This window comes from Citrobacter sp. Ce104 (assembly GCF_030334595.1).
Taxonomy (GTDB): Bacteria; Pseudomonadota; Gammaproteobacteria; order Enterobacterales; family Enterobacteriaceae; genus Citrobacter; species Citrobacter europaeus.
The window spans coordinates 145,903-162,383 of sequence record NZ_JAOWDP010000049.1 but is presented as its reverse complement, the minus strand read 5'-3'; the positions used below and the strand labels follow the sequence as shown (position 1 = coordinate 162,383).

The window sequence follows — 16,481 nt, the reverse complement described above, 5'->3', positions numbered from 1 at the left end:
AATGAGTCTTTTAGAACAAAGAAAAAATATCCCAGATGATTGGATCAACTGCGAGCTCGGTGAAGTGCTTACCTTGCAACGTGGGTATGACCTACCACATCGCTTAAGAAAGGATGGTAAAGTACCTATCATATCATCTTCGGGAGTAAGTGGACGGCATGATAAAGCAATGGTATCTCCTCCAGGTGTTGTTACTGGACGATATGGAACAATCGGTGAAATTTTTTATGTTAATGAGCCTTTTTGGCCATTAAATACAACACTGTACGTTCGTGATTTCCGAGGAATGACAGCGGAATATGCATATCACTTTTTAAAAACTATAAATTTTGAATCACATAGTGGTAAAAGTGGCGTCCCAGGGATCAATAGAAATGATGTTCATAAAGAAATTGTTTATTTTCCAATTAACCAAATTGAACAAACTGCTATCGTTAATATACTCAACGATACCGATGTGCTTATTAGCGAGCTTGAAAAGTTAATCGCCAAAAAGCAGGCCATCAAAACCGCCGCCATGCAGCAACTGCTGACTGGCCGCATGCGGCTACCACAATTTGCCAAACACCCCGATGGGACAAAGAAAGGCTATAAGACCAGCGAAGTTGGTCAGATCCCTGAGGATTGGAATACCGAGTCTATATACGAATTAGCTGATAAACAAAAAGCTAAATTTGATGACGGTGATTGGATAGAATCTGAGCATATTACCGATAAAGGTATCAGATTAATTCAGACTGGCAATATTGGAGTAGGCCAATTTCTTGATAAAGAATCAAAAAAATATATTTCCGAAAAATCTTTTGAGCAATTGAGATGTAAGGAACTCCAAATTGGAGATTTATTAATCTGCCGTCTAGCTGAACCAGCCGGTCGTGCCTGCATATTTCCAGATATAAGTGAATCAAAAGTGATTACATCAGTTGATGTAACAATATTTAGACCCGATAACAATAGAGCAAACAGACAGTTCCTTTCCCAATACTTTTCATCTTCAGAATGGTTTAAAAATGTTCATGAACAAGTAGGTGGTACCACTCATAAGCGGATTTCCAGAGGAGCTTTAGGAAAAATAATTGTTCCATATCCAACAGTGAAAGAACAAACCGCAATCGCCACCATTCTTTCAGATATGGATGCTGAACTCACAGCGTTAGAGCGGAAACTCTCCAAGGTCCGCGATATAAAACAAGGGATGATGCAACAACTCCTGACCGGTCGTATCCGTTTACCATTGGATCACCAGCCATGAAACATCCCCTTGATAAGACAGTTCTGTCGGTCAAGGGTCTGCTTAACCTGATCGAAATAGCAATTCCAACCTATCAGCGCCCTTATAAATGGACGGTAAAAAATATCAGCGAACTGTTTGCGGACATAAACAGTCATCTCGATAAATCGGCCTACCGCTTGGGCTCAGTAGTGTTTCATCAGCCTGAGAGCAATGAAGAACATAGACTGGATATCGTCGATGGTCAGCAACGAACTTTAACATTAATGCTGGCAGTATGGGCCATTATCGAAACCCGACTTGCTGAATTGGAACGTCAGGATTTGCAGGAAGCCCTAACCCAGCTAAAGCCCTCCATTGAAGGTTTTATGGGACGGCAACGCTTTGCCAGTCAGGTATCGGAATACAATCTGTACCAGAATTATCAGGAGCTAAAACGTAGGGTTAGCCATCGAGAATTCAACGAGCAACATATTGATTTTCTCCTCAACCGCTGCCAGTTGGTGGTCTTTGTGCTGACTGACCTGTCTGAAGCCTTTCAGTTCTTCGACTCACAAAATGCCCGAGGGCGGGATCTGGATCCACACGATCTGCTTAAGGCCTTCCATCTACGTGAATTCGCCAGCCATGAGGTAGAACTGAAAGCTGCTTCCGTTGCCCATTGGGAAGGATTACCCAGCGATGACCTGGCTAATCTTTTCGCATCCTATCTCTACAGGGTACGTCAGTGGTCGCAGGGAAATTCAGCTCGTTTCTTTGGTAAGGATGAAGTCGGCCTATTCAAAGGGATCAACCTTGATCAGATTGGTCAGTTCCCTTATGTGGAATCTTTGCGCATAGCTCACCATTTTGTAGATGACTATAACAATCAGTACCAGCGCAAGATTGATGGCCAGAAAATGCGTTTTCCTTTCCATCTCGATCAGATGATTATCAATGGAAGACGCTTTTTCGAAATGGCAGAACACTACCAGCAACAGGTATCGGCAATTATCGCCAGTGAACATGCCAGCACTCATACTCAAAAGCCGTTAATGATTCAGGGCGTAGTCCTTGGTGAAATGGCAACTCAAATACTAAGAACGTTAAATAGCTATAGAAATCGCTATCGAGCAGGGGATCAATATATACGCACTATGTTTGATTGTGCTCTGATCTTTTATATCGACAAATTTGGCGGGCAGTCCTTATCTGCAGCGATTGAAAAAAGCTTTATCTGGGCCTATAGATGCCGAATCCGACAGCAGGTGGTACAGCTAGCGACTATGGATAAGTACGTGCTGGAAAATAATCTGTTCCGGGTAATCAAAGAAGCCAGAGTACCTGGTGATGTGCTATCTATACCATTACTCACAATTCGGGCTTCAGAAAATAATAATAACCACCGTACCGGTAACTATGAGCAAGATGAGCTGGTGAGGCTGTTCAAGGAGATGAACTACTATGAGTGATGCAAAGGTAACATCCTTTACGGTCAGATCATTACTGGGCGATGCATCTCGTTACCTTATCCCCATGTACCAGCGTAATTATGCCTGGGGAGAGGGGGAGATCACTCAACTTGTGCAGGACATACTCGACTACCAACAAAAAAGTCTGCATAACCTATACCCTCAAACTTACTACATCGGTACGTTAGTCGTGTTCACTCGTCCTGATGGGGACGCAGAGATAATCGACGGGCAGCAACGTTTCACTACCCTATCCCTTCTTGCTAACTGGTTAAAAAAACATGCGGCATCCACGCTGGATATGAGCTGGTACCAAGGGATTAACTTAGGGTTTGAGAGCAGACCTAAGTCTGGCGAAACCTTTGCTCGGCTCTGGCAAGGCGTCGAACCACATAAACTGCGTAGCAAGGAGTTCAATGAAGGGCTGATCAAAGGCTACGAACTTATTGGCAAGGTTCTACGCGACTTGAAATTAGTTGGTGAGTCATTAACTCATTTTTGTACCTATCTGTTCGACCATGTACAAATTGCCCGAATAGAAGTGCCTGCCGATACCGACCTCAATCATTTTTTTGAGGTGATGAACAACCGAGGTGAGCAACTCGAAAAGCATGAGGTTGTGAAAGCACGACTAATGGCGGTGCTCAACGAGATAACGGACCAGCAAGCTCGGCAGAGCAGCCTGAACACCCTCTCACGAGTTTGGGATGCTTGCTCCAACATGGAACGTTATGTCCAGTACGGTTTTACACCAGCCGAACGTCATCAATTATTTGGGCTGGAAAATTGGGGGCGATTTGTGCCTGCTGATTTTAATTCTCTAGCTGGCATGCTTATCCCATCGGCTTCGGCGCTTGGTACAAGAGAGAACCAAACAAACCGCACACTAGCTGACATTATCAAGTCATCTTCAACCATAAGTGGTGATCGAGGTGACGAAGATGAAGGTAGCTCAGAGCGTTTTAATAGTGTTATCAACTTCTCCAACTTCCTGCTCCATGTTTTGCGTGTCTGCAGCAACATAGGCAAGAACAGAGTAGATGTTCCGCTTGACGACAAACAATTAATCGAACAGTTCGAACTTCGGCTGTTAAAGCAGAATGACCCGGTTAAAGCAGTACAGGATTTTGTCTTTGCACTTCTCAAATGCAAATATCTTTTTGATCAGTTCGTGATAAAACGAGAGTTCGCCAAAGGTGGCGATGGCTGGAGTTTGAAGGGCCTGCGTTGGTATTCGGAGAAGAGTACCAGTTATACCAATACGTTTAATGAAGATGAGGGTAACAGTACCAGCATCAACCGACAGATTTTGATGCTGCTTTCCGCATTCCACGTTTCAACCCCTACTCTGGTTTATAAACACTGGTTGAATGGAGCTTTATACTATCTGTTTAATGCCCATTCCGCTGAAAACCAGATAGATGCAAGGAAGTACCTCGGGTATCTGGAGCATCTCGCCTCCTCGTTTGTCTTTCAAAACTTCCTGGCAGAACAAGAACCAAAATCATATTTTGAGATTATCTACGGTAAAGAGCTACATCTCCAACCTGTGGTACTGTCGGACAAGATTAAGAAGAAGATGCGCTTTGGGATGATAGCAAACAACCTGGTATTCAATTACCTGGACTACTTACTCTGGTGCCGTGACAGACATAAAGCTGAAGTAGTCAAACGTTTCGAATTTACCTTCCGGAGTTCAGTAGAGCATTTCTATCCCCAGCACCCCATGGATGGCTATAGGACATTACCAGATACATCGTTGCATACCTTCGGCAACCTCAGTCTGATTAGCCACAGCAAGAATTCGCGATTGAGTAATTTCCAGCCAAAACAAAAGCAAGAGCACTTCGAAGCGAGTCTGGAACGGAATGAAATTGATAGTCTGAAACTGCTCGCCATGATCGAGCTGATGAAGAAGAACAATCAGTGGGGGGAAGAAGAAATCGCCACTCACGAAGCGGAAATGCTGGCAGTGTTAACCAGTGCTGGTGGTAGTGATAGCGTATTAAGGGAGGTGTTATGAACAATGTTGGTCAACGTGAACGCATGACGCAAAAACGTGTTATCCAGTTATTCACCGATCATCTCGGTTATCACTATCTTGGTAACTGGCACAAAAGAGAAGGCAACCGGAACATCGAGTCCGGCTTAGTTTCTGCCTGGTTAACAAAACGCGGCGTTTCAGAAGTCCTAATCGCCCGAGCATTACGGCAGCTGGATCGAGCCGCAAGCCTCGGCGAAGGTCGTATCCTCTATGATGCAAACAAAGAGGTGTATCGCCTGCTACGTTACGGGGTGAAGGATAAAGAAGGTGCCGGTGAGCAAAATCAGACTGTCTGGTTGGTCGACTGGAAAAATCCAGAAGCCAATGATTTTGCTATAGCTGAAGAAGTAACCTACAACGGCGAAAATAAAAAGCGCCCGGATTTGGTGCTGTATGTTAACGGCATTGCGCTTGGTGTCATTGAGCTTAAACGTTCTACAGTGTCAGTCTCAGAAGGCATCCGCCAAAACCTCGATAATCAGCAAAAAGCCTTTATCCGCAACTTCTTCACTACCATCCAATTGGTGATGGCCGGTAATGATTTAGAAGGGCTTCGCTATGGCGTAATCGAAACGCCGGAGAAATATTACCTTCAATGGAAAGAAGCCGCTGAATCACCTCACGCCAACATGCTTGATCGTCACTTGGCTCAGATATGCAATAAACAGCGCCTGCTGGAATTAATCCACGACTTTATCGTTTTCGATGCTGGAGTGAAGAAAACCTGCCGTCATAACCAATATTTTGGCGTCACTGCAACGAAACCGTTTATTCAACGCAATGAAGGCGGGATTATCTGGCATACCCAGGGCAGCGGTAAAAGCCTGACAATGGTTTGGCTTGCAAAGTGGATCAGAGAAAATATTACCGATAGCCGAGTTTTGATCATTACCGACCGTACAGAACTTGATGAACAGATCGAGAAAGTGTTTAACGGAGTGGAAGAACAGATCCTTCGCACCAGAAGTGGCGCGGATCTGGTGACTCGCCTGAATCAAACCAAGCCCTGGCTTATATGCTCACTCGTACATAAATTTGGTCGTCAGGAGGAGGATGACAAAGACGCTGACACTGACGATTTTATCGAACAAATGAAACGAAATATCCCTGCCGATTTTAGTCCGAAGGGAAAATTATTCGTGTTTGTGGATGAGTGCCACCGAACCCAATCCGGCAAATTGCATTCGGCAATGACGAGCATTTTGCCAGATGCACAATTCATTGGTTTCACCGGTACCCCACTGATGAAGAAAGATAAGAAGAAGTCAGTGGAGGTCTTCGGGCCTTATATCCACACTTATAAATTCGATGAAGCAGTCAATGATGGGGTTGTTCTGGACTTGCGCTACGAAGCTCGTGACATCGATCAGCGGGTCAAATCTCAGAAAAAAGTCGACCAGTGGTTTGATGCTAAGACATCTAAACTTTCTCGTCTTGGCCAGCAGCAACTCAAGCAGAAATGGGCATCAATGCAGAAGCTGTTGTCGAGCCGCTCGCGACTAGAACAGATTGTCGCGGACATCCTTCTCGATTTCGAACAAAAACCACGACTCGCCGACGGCCGTGGAAACGCCATGCTGGTTTGTTCCAGCGTCTATCAGGCCTGCAAATGCTATGAGATGTTTAGTGACGCAGGTTTTGCCGGTAAATGTGCGATTGTGACGAGCTACCAGCCAAATGCCAGTGAGATTAAAGGCGAAGAGAGCGGTGAAGGACTGACTGAGAAACTAGCCAAGTACAACATCTACCGCAAAATGCTTGCGGAATATTTTGAACAACCTGAGGCTGAAGCAGCCAAACGTGTGAGTGATTTCGAAAAAGAGGTCAAACAACGCTTCATCAAAGAACCGGGCCAGATGCGCCTTCTAATAGTCGTTGATAAGTTATTGACTGGCTTTGATGCCCCGTCAGCCACTTACCTCTATATCGACAAGAAAATGGCCGATCACAACCTTTTCCAAGCGATATGTCGCGTTAACCGGTTGGATGGTGAAGATAAAGAATACGGCTATATTGTCGACTATAAAGACCTTTTCCGCTCATTGGAAAAAACCGTTCAGGACTACACCGCAGAAGCCTTTGACGGCTACGACAAAGAAGATGTAGCCGGGTTACTGAAAGATCGTTTGCAACAAGCCAAAATCGATCTTGATGGTGCTCTGGATGCCGTTCGCACCCTTTGCGAACCAGTAAAAATGCCACGCAATCAACTTGATTATCAGCATTATTTTTGTGGGGAATCAGGGGCGTCGATAGAGCAGTTATCTGAGAAAGAAGCTTTACGTCTAACATTGTATCAATCCGTGGCGAAGCTTATCCGTGCTTTTACCAATCTGGCAGGTGAGCTAACAGATGCTGGTTATAGCGAGCAGCAGGCAAATCAAATCCGCATTGATGTTGAGTTTTATACAAAAGTCCGCGATGAAATCAAAATAGCCAGTGGCGATTTCGTGGACATGAAGCAATTCGAGCCAGGGATGCGGCAGATGCTGGATCTTTGGGTGGATGCCGATCCTAGTGAAACCCTTATGGATTTTGAAGAACTAGGACTGCTTGAGTTGATTATTGAACGCGGAGAAGAAGCACTGGATGGACTTCCAGCCGACATGCGTGGCAACCAGGAGGCGATGGCTGAAGCGATTGAAAATAACGTTCGCAGAACCATTGTTGATGAAAACCCAGTCAACCCGAAATACTACGAAAAAATGTCGGTGTTGCTTGATGAACTGATCGCACTTCGTCGTCAACAAGCGATCTCTTATCAGGAGTATCTGGAGCACGTACGTGAACTGGCGAAGCAGGTTAAACATCCGCAGTCAGGTAGTAAAAGTACTTATCCAGCAAGTATTGATACCCTCGCCAAGAAAGCGTTGTTTGACAACCTCGGGCAGGATGAAGTCTTGGTGACAAAGATAGATGCTGCAGTCCGCCATACCAAAAAGGCCGACTGGTATGGGGATCGTTTTAAAGAACGCGAGATTAGTTTCGCTATCGCGGAAGAGATCAAAGGTTATTCAGTGACGGTCGCAGATGTAATGGCCCTAGTGAAGGCACAGAAGGAGTATCGCTGATGCCATTGGTTACCTTTGGTGAGCTCACTCTCGATTTGCAGCGTAAGCCGATCAAAAACTTGCACATCAGTGTACTGCCTCCGGATGGCCGAGTAAGAGTATCAGCTCCCGTCTCTCTGTCAGACACAGCTATCAGGATGGCTGTTGTCAGAAGGCTAGTATGGATCCGACAGCAGCAAGCACAATTTCAGGCTCAGCCGCGCCAGAGTGAACGAGAAATGTGTAGTGGCGAAACACACTACCTTTGGGGAAGAGGATATCGGCTGGATGTAGTTTTAGTAGATAAGCCCGCTGAAGTGAAACTTCAGGGTGGCTGGATACGCATGAAAGTACCTCCACATTATGATACGGCCCAGCGGGAAGCTGTTCTCAACCAGTGGTATCGCGGTATTTTAAAACAAAGACTGCCTAAGTTAATGGCAAAATGGCAGCAGGAAATTAAAGTTGAAGCCAGTTATGTTGGCATCAAGCGAATGAAGACTAAATGGGGTAGCTGTAACCCCCAAACCGCACGTATCTGGATCAATCTCGAATTGGTGAAAAAACCTCCTGAATGCCTTGAATTCATTGTGGTTCACGAGCTAGTTCATCTACACGAACGCAAGCACAATGAGCGTTTTATCGACCTGATGAGTATTCACTTGCCAAACTGGCGTGAATACAGAGCTAAGTTGAATAAAATGCCCTTGGCTTATAATCACTGGTCATATTAAAGCCAATATATTCAATTAATAATATTAAAAAAAGCTAGTACCGATAGGTACTAGCCGAACACTTAAAAATGGATATACAATTTCATTTCTTTTTCTAAAGAGCGAAGGTCTTCTTGTAATTTTTCTTGTTCATCGATTAAAGAGTATAGATCAATATCTTGAGTTTCCTGTTTACGTTTTACATACCTGGTAATATTGAGGTTATAGTTATTATCCTTGATTTCACTAAAACTGACAACGCGTGAAATATTTTCCACATAATGTCTTTTATGATAAATATCAGATATTTGTTCAATATTTTCGCCCGTTAAATAATTCCGCCCCTTTGATTTTAAGAAAAACATAGTTGAGTCAATAAACAATACATTTGAATCATTTCTGTTTTTTTTGAAAATCAAAATCACCGTTGGTATATTAGTTGATAAGAATAAACGTTCAGGAAGGCCAATAACAGCATCCAACAGATTCTCTTTAATTAAATTCTCTCTAATCAAAGCTTCACTTGCACCTCGAAATAAAACACCATGCGGGGCAACTAATGCCATCCGCCCTGTCTTATCTTTCATAGATGCAATCATATGCAAAATAAATGCATAATCCGCTTTGGATTGTGGAGGAATTCCTAGAGCAAACCGACCAAATCTATCTCTTAATGCCTCTTCATATCCCCAATTGGATACGGAAAATGGTGGGTTTGAAAGTACAACATCAAACTTTTCTAGTTCGCCTTTAGAGTCATAAAATTTAGGATCCAGCAGGACGTCGCCCCATTTTATACTACAGGAGTAAACACCATGTAAAAACATATTAATATAAGCAACATTCCATGATGACTTCAATATCTCTTGGCCATATAATTTACAATCCTGAAACTGATTACCATATGCTATTTCTTGCATAGCTCTCAATAAAAGTGAGCCAGTACCGCATGCTGGATCATAAATCGAATCACCTGGGACGGGTGTAACCAACTTAGATAACAACACAGAGACACCATATGGCGTATAAATACCACCACCTCTTAGACCTGCATCAGATGCTACTTTCTCAAATAAAAAACCACATATTAACTTTATTCTATCATGGCCATTATTGTAACTATTAAATTGAAAGATTCTAGAATTGAGGGCATGCATTAACTCACTTAAAAAAGCCTCTCTCTCTCTGCGAGGACCAAGCTTATCAGATGTAAAGTCTATATCTCTAAAGATTTCTCTATCACATTTGTATAATTTCTGAAAAATAGCTTCATCATAATAGCAGAGTGCTGCATTAATCCTTTCACCTATCCCTCTATCATTAATCCCTGAATATATATAATTGAAATTCATATCTTCAGGAGTATTGGACAACAGCACTTTTAATTTCAAGTCATCATCAACCACTCTATCTTCATGGATATCACATATGAAATCAGATACATACTTTAGAAATAACAGAGAAAGCATGTAATCAAAAAACTGTATAGAATCCAAACTCCCTCTGTGAACACTGAATATGTCCCAGATAACATTTTTAATTTCTTTACCATCAACTATTGACATATTTAATTACCTTCTTTAAGCAGTTTGAAGCAAATATTGAGGTAGAGTAAGTTACCATTATTGATAATCTTCCTATGAATATCCCTTTGCTTCTCCCAGTTATTTTTTATTCTAACGACATTATTTTGAATCTCTAGAGGAGGCAATTTAATCTCCATATCAGAAAGAGTTTTCAAGCTAACTTTAGTGATGTTAGTCCCCTCACTCATACTGTTAAAATAATCTTGGCCTAAAGGTGAATTAATGTACCATTGTATATAATCAGGTAAAACATCATTCTCTTTGCATTTAATTATTGCGTTTTGATTACTTGTAATACTAGGTAATATTTTTGAACCCGTAAACATTCCAGCTGCAAAAACTGGCCCCCTCAAGCGTAGAAGAATGTCCCCGGCCTGGAGATAGTGTTTTTTAGGGTCAACCGGAGGAGATACTCTGGCAAGTTCATCCATACGCAAAAGCCCTTCTGTATCAATATCTTTCGTCTGTATTAAATAACACTTACCATCATCGCCAAGGTCTTTTATAGCCGTTTTAAACGGCATCCCTAAACGGATGTCTGCAATTTCTTCCAATCTAACGATAACGCTCATAGGCTTTTAGGGGAGAAGCCTCTCCCCTCTCCATTAGTTAGTTTTTAAAGTGATTGATTGCTTGATGTTCGTATCACCCGAGTGAACTTCCAAGTCCATTTGAAATGATAAGGCAGGCACAACGTATAAAAGTATTGCTAAAGGTGCCATACGGAGTCTTTTTGCAGTTGCATTTAACAGAGTAGGCTGGTATTTTTTAGTATTCATATTTTTCATTCCTCTTCGATTAGCGATTTCTATCAGAGTAATGAGAGTGAACTGTAGCCCCACTACATGGACACTCCCCTATCGTCGTAGGTAGCGTACTACCTAGCGATAGGGTAAATATACGTATGTGCACTCAATTTTGCAAGAAGTACATAGCCTACTACGGGAGTAATTGTTCCAGTTACATACCGAAACACGAGTAAAGTCACTGTTTTAATTGAACAATTTTTTTTTACTTTTTTCGAAAATTAAACGGTTCTTCTCTGCTTTCTCGATTGGCATCCAAAAAATCAGCCCACCACTGCAACATCAACCTTCTCTCTCCCAGATGTTCAGCCTTATGGATATAAGCCGCCCGCACAGAGTTACGTTCCTGGTGGCTCATTTGCCGCTCCACTGCATCCCTCGACCACAATCCTGACTCAATCAGCGAGCTGCAAGCCATCGTCCTGAACCCGTGCCCACACACTTCCGTTTTCGTGTCATAGCCCATCACTCGCAGAGCCTTGTTAACCGTATTCTCACTCATCGGCTTACGCGGATCGTGATCGCCCACGAAAATCAGCTCTCGGTTCCCGTTCATGCATTTGATCTTTTCCAGGATAGCTAAGGCCTGACGCGATAAGGGAACAAGATGAGGTGTCCGCATCTTTGAACCACGCTGAGAATGCTTAACACCGTCCAACGGTTCACGCTCACCGGGGATTGTCCACATGGCCGTTTCAAAATCTACTTCTGACCAACGGGCAAATCGCAGCTCGCTCGAGCGGATAAAGACTAACAAGGTAAGTTCGACAGCCAGTCGGGTTAACGGTCTGCCAGAGTAGTGATCAATGCGGTGAAGTAATTCGGGAATACGTTCAAGATCCAGAGCCGCACGGTGCTTTCTTTTCGCCGTAGCGACCGCACCGGCAATCTCTTGAGCGGGGTTGTAGTCGATTAATCCGCTCTGCACAGCAAAGCGCATAATCGCGGTAGTACGCTGCTGCAAACGAGCAGCGACTTCGAGACGCCCGGATGACTCCACCGCTTTGATGGGTACAAGAAGATCCCGAGTTTTAAGCTCCGTAATGTTCCGCTTCCCAATGGCAGCAAAGAGATTATCTTCGAGGCTTTTCAATACACGAGCACTATGCGATGCCGACCACTTCTGATTACTGGCATGCCAGTCTCTGGCGACCACTTCAAACGTTATCGCCTCTTGCTCCTGTTCTACCTTAACCGCTTTCTTGTTTTCACTGGGATCGACGTCGTTAGCTAAAAGCTTACGCGCTTCGTCTCGCCGCGATCGAGCATCAGCTAACGAAACTTCAGGATACTTCCCTAGCGCCAGCATCTTCTCTTTACCACCGAAGCGATAACGCAGTCGCCAATATTTGGAACCGTTGGGGTGAACCAGCAATACCATGCCGTCGCCATCAGTCAGCTTATAGGCTTTTTCTTCAGGCTTTGCCGAACGAACCTTCACATCACTCAGAGCCATGATGAGTATCCTTTCAAGGGTTCTGTGTGGGTACAAACATTATCGAACCGGGATATACCCGCAGTTGTACCCGCATCAGTAAGTTGATGTAGATTGAATCAGGTTGACTTAGGTTGAGTGAAAAAGCGAGGAAAGCCTTGCGGATACTGGATTTCAGGCACAAAAAAAGACGTCCGTTGACGTCTATTGATGTTCCGATGGTGCCGAAGGCCGGACTCGAACCGGCACGTATTTCTACGGTTGATTTTGAATCAACTGCGTCTACCGATTTCGCCACTCCGGCACGGAAGGGATGCGGAAAACGTTGTGGATTATACCTGTCGTGCGCCACCATGCAAGTGCCAGCGTGTGTCCGGCTCGCTAAGTGTTGAAAATTTCAGCATTACCTTTCTTAGCTGCAATCAACATCACGGTTTCGCCCACGCAAGAACCCCCTTAATCCCCCCTTCTGCGAAGCGTCCCATTTCCTCATGCTCTACACTTCCAGTTCAACACCACACTGAGGGGAACACGATGTCGATGATAAAAAGCTACGCTGCAAAAGCGGCGGGCAGCGAACTCGAACTCTATGAATATGATGCGGGCGAGCTTAAGCCGGAAGATGTCGAAGTGCAGGTCGATTACTGCGGTATCTGCCATTCCGATTTGTCGATGATCGACAACGAATGGGGATTCTCTCAGTATCCGCTGGTTGCCGGGCATGAGGTGATTGGTCGCGTGGCGGCGCTCGGCAGCGCGGCGCAAGATAAGGGTCTGAAGGTTGGTCAGCGCGTTGGGATTGGCTGGACGGCGCGCAGCTGCGGGCATTGCGACGCCTGTATCAGCGGCAATCAGATCAACTGTCTGGAAGGCTCCGTGCCCACCATTCTTAATCGCGGCGGCTTTGCCGAGAAGCTGCGGGCCGACTGGCAGTGGGTGATCCCCTTGCCGGAGAGCATCGACCTGGCGGCGGCCGGTCCCTTGCTGTGCGGCGGCATCACGGTGTTCAAACCGCTGCTGATGCACCATATCACCGCCACCAGCCGCGTTGGGGTGATCGGCATCGGCGGCCTGGGGCATATCGCCATTAAGTTGTTACACGCGATGGGTTGCGAAGTCACCGCGTTCAGCTCCAATCCAGCGAAAGAGCAGGAAGTGCTGGCGATGGGAGCGGATAAGGTGGTCAACAGCCGCGATCCGGATGCGCTAAACGCGCTGGCGGGCCAGTTCGATCTCATTATTAACACGGTTAACGTCGATCTCGACTGGCAGCCCTATTTTGAAGCACTGGCCTACGGCGGTAACTTCCACACCGTCGGCGCGGTGCTGAAGCCGCTGCCGGTGCCGGCGTTCACTTTGATAGCTGGCGATCGCAGCATCTCCGGTTCGGCGACCGGTACGCCGTTCGAACTGCGCAAGCTGATGAAGTTTGCCGGTCGCAGCAAGGTGTCGCCTACCACCGAGCTGTACCCGATGTCGCAAATTAACGACGCTATCCAGCACGTGCGTGACGGCAAGGCCCGCTACCGCGTGGTGCTGAAAGCCGACTTCTGATGCCGGGCTCAGTCCCGCAAGGGGCTGGGCCTATTGCCCGTTACGAAACGCGAGCACCGCCTGGCGGCACTGTTCCGTCACATGCTCGATGTCATGGTTAACGTCGATGCGGGCAATATCGCGTTCATCCTCCTGCGGGCACTCCAGCGCATCGAACTGGCTTTTGAGTAATCCCACCGGCATAAAATGCCCTGCCCGACGCTGCATGCGCGCCAGAATGGTCTCGTAGTCGCCGTCCAGCCACAGGAAATGCACATTCGGGCTGCCCTGACGCAATATATCGCGATACTGTTTTTTTAATGACGAGCAAACAATAAACCCGGTCTCATTCTTTTTATATAAACTGTATGAGGCGTCATTTAATCGTGCTAACCACGGCAGTCGGTCTTCATCGGTTAATGGAATACCTTCAGACATTTTATCAATATTTTTGGCCGGATGGAGATCGTCGCCATCAATAAATTTAGCCGATAACACTGCGGCAACTTTACTGCCAATTAAAGATTTACCGCTACCCGAAACGCCCATCAAAATATAACTTTCCCCGGCCATCGAAAAACTCCAGATTCATATTCCATGGTGCGATACTACGCCTTCCACATTGCAGAATTCACCTTTTTTCGCCGCGGCTGCGTAGATTTACAAGGCGCATCACGTTATGCGTAACATTGTAGTGTAACAATTTTCCAGCGTGACCTGCGTCACAAATAATAACAATCAAAACCGTTTAAATGCTGCCGAGGTTACTACCTGACCAGTGAGGCATTTATGCAAGTCAAAACCCAATCCTGCGTTGTTGCGGGTAAGAAAACTGTTGCCATAACCGAGCAAAATATTGAATGGGATAATAAAGGAACATTAGTACAAATTACCCGCGGCGGTATTTGTGGTTCCGATTTACATTATTATCAGGAAGGGAAAGTCGGTAATTTTACCGTTAAAGCGCCGATGATTTTAGGCCATGAAGTTATTGGTAAAGTGGTGCACAGCGATTCAAAAGAATTACATGAAGGTCAGTCGGTGGCTATTAATCCGTCGAAACCGTGTGGCCACTGTAAATACTGTTTGCAGCACGAAGAAAACCAGTGCACGGAAATGCGCTTTTTTGGCAGCGCCATGTATTTTCCCCACGTCGACGGCGGTTTTACCCGGTTTAAAACCGTCGATACTGCGCAGTGCATCCCTTACCCGCAAGAGGCTGATGAAAAAGTCATGGCCTTTGCCGAACCGCTGGCGGTAGCGATCCACGCCGCGCATGAAGCGGGCGACCTGCAGGGCAAGCGCGTGTTTATCTCCGGCGTCGGTCCTATCGGCTGTCTGATCGTCAGCGCGGTGAAAACGCTCGGCGCAGCAGAGATTGTCTGTGCTGATATCAGCCCGCGCTCGCTGTCGCTTGCCCAGCAGATGGGGGCTGACACGCTGATTAACCCGCAACAGGACTCGCTCGACGAGTGGAAAAAAGAGAAAGGCTACTTCGACGTCAGCTTCGAAGTCTCCGGCCATCCATCCTCAATCACCACCTGTCTGGAAGTCACCCGCGCAAAAGGCGTGATGGTGCAGGTCGGCATGGGCGGCGCGGTGCCGGACTTCCCGATGATGATGCTGATCGGCAAAGAGATCGCGCTCAAAGGCTCGTTCCGCTTTACCACCGAGTTCAACACCGCGGTGTCGTGGCTGGCGAATAACGTTATCGATCCGCTGCCGTTACTCAGCGCCGAATATCCGTTTACCGAGCTTGAACAGGCGCTGATCTTCGCCGGGGATAAAACCCAGGCGGCGAAAGTCCAGCTCGTTTTTGCAGAAACAAAATAAGGAATAACATGATGAACGATCTTTTTTCACTGGACGGCAAAAACATTCTGATCACCGGTTCGGCTCAGGGTATTGGTTATTTACTGGCGACCGGGCTGGGTAAATATGGCGCGCAGATTATCGTCAATGATATTACGCCAGAGCGCGCGGAGGCCGCCGTCGCCAAACTGCAGCAGGAAGGGATCCGCGCCGTTGCCGCGCCGTTCAATGTTACGCATAAACAGGACATTGATGCCGCCATCGAGCATATCGAAAAAGACATTGGCCAAATTGATGTGCTGGTGAATAACGCCGGTATCCAGCGTCGCCATCCGTTTACCGAGTTCCCGGAACAGGACTGGAACGATGTGATTGCCGTTAACCAGACGGCGGTATTCCTGGTCTCGCAGGCGGTAACGCGTCGCATGGTGGAACGCCAGGCCGGGAAGGTCATCAACATCTGTTCCATGCAGAGTGAACTGGGCCGCGACACCATTACGCCGTACGCCGCCTCCAAAGGCGCGGTAAAAATGCTCACCCGCGGGATGTGCGTTGAGCTGGCACGCCATAATATCCAGGTCAACGGTATCGCGCCGGGCTACTTCAAAACCGAAATGACCAAAGCGCTGGTCGAGGATGAAGCTTTCACCTCCTGGCTGTGCAAACGTACGCCAGCCGCGCGCTGGGGCGATCCGCAGGAGCTGATCGGCGCGGCGGTATTTCTCTCTTCTAAAGCATCCGATTTTGTAAACGGTCACCTGTTGTTTGTCGATGGCGGCATGCTGGTCGCCGTCTGATACCACACAACGCAACATCACGC

At 46.2% G+C, this 16,481-nt stretch carries 13 protein-coding genes and 1 tRNA gene; 8 read left to right on the top strand and 6 right to left on the bottom strand.

The window, feature by feature from the left end; genetic code table 11:
- Position 1 precedes the first annotated feature (1 nt).
- Genes OGW16_RS04660 through OGW16_RS04640 form a run of 5 tightly spaced genes read left to right on the top strand, consistent with a single transcriptional unit; the run spans position 2 to position 8,510 of the window.
- Complete coding sequence (locus OGW16_RS04660; protein ID WP_265192698.1) at positions 2 to 1,252, top strand: restriction endonuclease subunit S; 1,251 nt, start codon at positions 2 to 4, stop codon at positions 1,250 to 1,252.
- Positions 1,249 to 2,682 carry a DUF262 domain-containing protein gene (locus OGW16_RS04655; RefSeq protein ID WP_286517986.1) on the top strand — a complete coding sequence of 478 codons (1,434 nt, stop codon included), beginning with the start codon at positions 1,249 to 1,251 and terminating at the stop codon, positions 2,680 to 2,682. Before OGW16_RS04660 ends, OGW16_RS04655 begins: the two co-directional genes overlap by 4 nt.
- Positions 2,675 to 4,705: a DUF262 domain-containing protein gene (locus OGW16_RS04650; protein WP_265192702.1), complete on the top strand. Its 2,031-nt coding sequence runs from the start codon at positions 2,675 to 2,677 to the stop codon at positions 4,703 to 4,705. Before OGW16_RS04655 ends, OGW16_RS04650 begins: the two co-directional genes overlap by 8 nt.
- A complete protein-coding gene (locus OGW16_RS04645; RefSeq protein ID WP_265192703.1) occupies positions 4,702 to 7,797 on the top strand; it encodes a type I restriction endonuclease subunit R in 3,096 nt (1,031 codons plus the stop codon). The genes OGW16_RS04650 and OGW16_RS04645 overlap by 4 nt, the downstream gene beginning before the upstream one ends.
- Complete coding sequence (locus tag OGW16_RS04640; RefSeq protein WP_286517984.1) at positions 7,797 to 8,510, top strand: M48 family metallopeptidase; 714 nt, start codon at positions 7,797 to 7,799, stop codon at positions 8,508 to 8,510. The genes OGW16_RS04645 and OGW16_RS04640 overlap by 1 nt, the downstream gene beginning before the upstream one ends.
- A gap of 62 nt (positions 8,511 to 8,572) precedes the next feature.
- On the opposite strand, the gene OGW16_RS04635 is transcribed toward OGW16_RS04640, so the two are convergent.
- The 5 genes from OGW16_RS04635 to OGW16_RS04615 all read right to left on the bottom strand — a co-directional run bounded on the left by OGW16_RS04635 (position 8,573) and on the right by OGW16_RS04615 (position 12,620).
- The gene (locus tag OGW16_RS04635) at positions 8,573 to 10,054 is read right to left on the bottom strand and encodes an N-6 DNA methylase (RefSeq protein WP_286517982.1); all 1,482 of its coding nucleotides are present in this window, start codon (positions 10,052 to 10,054) and stop codon (positions 8,573 to 8,575) included.
- Positions 10,055 to 10,056: 2 nt separating this feature from the next.
- Complete coding sequence (locus OGW16_RS04630) at positions 10,057 to 10,647, bottom strand: restriction endonuclease subunit S (RefSeq protein WP_105663647.1); 591 nt, start codon at positions 10,645 to 10,647, stop codon at positions 10,057 to 10,059.
- A gap of 33 nt (positions 10,648 to 10,680) precedes the next feature.
- Positions 10,681 to 10,854: a hypothetical protein gene (locus OGW16_RS04625; protein WP_158698693.1), complete on the bottom strand. Its 174-nt coding sequence runs from the start codon at positions 10,852 to 10,854 to the stop codon at positions 10,681 to 10,683.
- A gap of 232 nt (positions 10,855 to 11,086) precedes the next feature.
- Positions 11,087 to 12,337 (bottom strand): tyrosine-type recombinase/integrase, encoded by a 1,251-nt coding sequence (locus OGW16_RS04620; protein WP_286517978.1) that lies wholly within the window; start codon positions 12,335 to 12,337, stop codon positions 11,087 to 11,089.
- Positions 12,338 to 12,535: 198 nt separating this feature from the next.
- Positions 12,536 to 12,620 (bottom strand) — tRNA-Leu (locus tag OGW16_RS04615).
- Positions 12,621 to 12,850: 230 nt separating this feature from the next.
- On the opposite strand from OGW16_RS04615, the gene ahr reads away from it, so the two are divergent.
- Entirely contained in the window at positions 12,851 to 13,870 is a 1,020-nt protein-coding gene (gene ahr, locus OGW16_RS04610; protein WP_286517977.1) for an NADPH-dependent aldehyde reductase Ahr, read from the top strand.
- Between the two features lie 30 nt (positions 13,871 to 13,900).
- Here the strand turns inward: ahr and idnK are convergent, their stop codons facing one another.
- Entirely contained in the window at positions 13,901 to 14,422 is a 522-nt protein-coding gene (idnK, locus tag OGW16_RS04605) for a gluconokinase (protein ID WP_043018258.1), read from the bottom strand.
- Between the two features lie 216 nt (positions 14,423 to 14,638).
- Here idnK and idnD point away from each other — a divergent pair, with 216 nt between their 5' ends.
- The gene (gene idnD, locus OGW16_RS04600; RefSeq protein WP_286517975.1) at positions 14,639 to 15,682 is read left to right on the top strand and encodes an L-idonate 5-dehydrogenase; all 1,044 of its coding nucleotides are present in this window, start codon (positions 14,639 to 14,641) and stop codon (positions 15,680 to 15,682) included.
- Positions 15,683 to 15,693: 11 nt separating this feature from the next.
- The gene (gene idnO, locus OGW16_RS04595; protein WP_047406550.1) at positions 15,694 to 16,458 is read left to right on the top strand and encodes a gluconate 5-dehydrogenase; all 765 of its coding nucleotides are present in this window, start codon (positions 15,694 to 15,696) and stop codon (positions 16,456 to 16,458) included.
- Positions 16,459 to 16,481: the final 23 nt, after the last annotated feature.